A 1,470-nucleotide genomic window follows, 5' to 3' on the forward strand; every position below is an offset into this window, starting at 1 on the left:
CTTCGACCAGGCGCGGGTGTCGTCATTCATGTCCCAGTACCAGCCATCGGTCAGATACATGCCCTGCGTGAGCGGCAAGCCCAGCGAATGGATGTCGTTGATGAACATGAGGAGGCCGGCCAGCTTCATCGACTTGTTGATGCCGAACTCGTTGGCGGCCTTGATCGAGTTGATGGTGTCGCCGCCGGCGTTGGCCAGGCCCAGGATCTGCGCCTTGGACGACTGCGCCTGCAGCAGGAAGGACGAGAAGTCCGACGCCGACAGCGGGTGCTTGACGCTGCCCAGCACCTTGCCGCCGTTGGCCTTGACCACGTTGGCGGTGTCGTTTTCCAGCGAGGCGCCGAACGCGTAGTCGGCGGTCAGGAAGAACCAGCTCTTGCCGCCCTGCTTGACCACCGCGGAGCCGGTGCCCTTGGCCAGCGCCACGGTGTCGTAGGCATAGTGCACGGTGTACGGCGTGCATTCCTCGTTGGTCAGGCGCGCGGTGCCGGCGCCGATGGCGATGAACGGCTTCTTCTTCTCCGCGGCGACTTTGGCCATCGCCAGGCTGGTCGCCGAATTGGTACCGCCGATCAGCACGTCCACGCCCTGCTGGTCGAACCATTCGCGCGCCTTGCTTGCTGCGATATCGGCCTTGTTCTGGTGGTCGGCGACGACGAACTCGATCTTCTTGCCGTTGATCGCGCCGCCCATGTCGGCGATCGCCATCTTGACCGCTTCCGCGCCGCCGGGGCCGTCGACGTCCGCATACACGCCGGACATGTCGGTGATCATGCCGATCTTGATCACGTCGCCCGAGACCTGCGCCATTGCCTGCGCGCCGAATCCGGCGCAAAACACTGCGGCCATTGTGGCTGTCATGGATTTGAATTTCATCGCTGCTCCTCTGTCATTGGTGGTTGTTCACTGAAACGCTGCACTTCTTGTTCATACGCCCAGGAGCTCATGCAGCACAGGCATCCTGGAGTCGAGTTCGGCTGAGGCGAAGCTCTCGACGATCTGGCCGTGCTCCATCACGTAGAAGCGGTCGGCCAGGGGCGCGGCGAAGCGGAAGTTCTGCTCGACCATCACGATGGTGTAGCCCTTCGCCTTCAGGGTCGTGATCATGCGCGCCAAGGCCTGCACGATCACCGGCGCCAGGCCCTCCGAGATTTCGTCGAGCAGCAAGAGGCGCGCGCCGGTGCGCAAGATGCGCGCCACCGCCAGCATCTGCTGTTCGCCGCCGGACAGGCGCGTGCCCTGGCTGGCGCGGCGCTCCCGCAGGTTGGGGAACATCGCGTAGATTTCCTCGACCGACATGCCTTTGTCCGTCTTCGACACGAACGGCGGCAGCATCAGGTTTTCCTCGGCCGACAGCGACGAGAAGATGCCGCGCTCTTCCGGGCAGTAGCCGACGCCCAGATGCGCGATCTTGTGGGTCGGCAGGTGGATCGCCTCCACCCCGTTGATCTTGATCGAGCCACGGCGCGT

The 1,470-nt window shown here is 63.9% G+C and carries 2 protein-coding genes; both read right to left on the reverse strand.

What is annotated here, in order from left to right:
- Positions 1-861, reverse strand: an 861-nt coding sequence (locus tag A6M56_RS02090; RefSeq protein WP_502686842.1) for an ABC transporter substrate-binding protein, incomplete at its 3' end; no start/stop codon positions are given.
- 66 nt (positions 862-927) lie between these two features.
- Positions 928-1,470: ABC transporter ATP-binding protein (locus tag A6M56_RS02095; RefSeq protein WP_286757681.1), on the reverse strand; the 543-nt coding region annotated here is incomplete at its 5' end.

The organism is Ralstonia sp. RL (genome assembly GCF_001683835.1).
GTDB classification, from domain to species: domain Bacteria; phylum Pseudomonadota; class Gammaproteobacteria; order Burkholderiales; family Burkholderiaceae; genus Ralstonia; species Ralstonia mannitolilytica.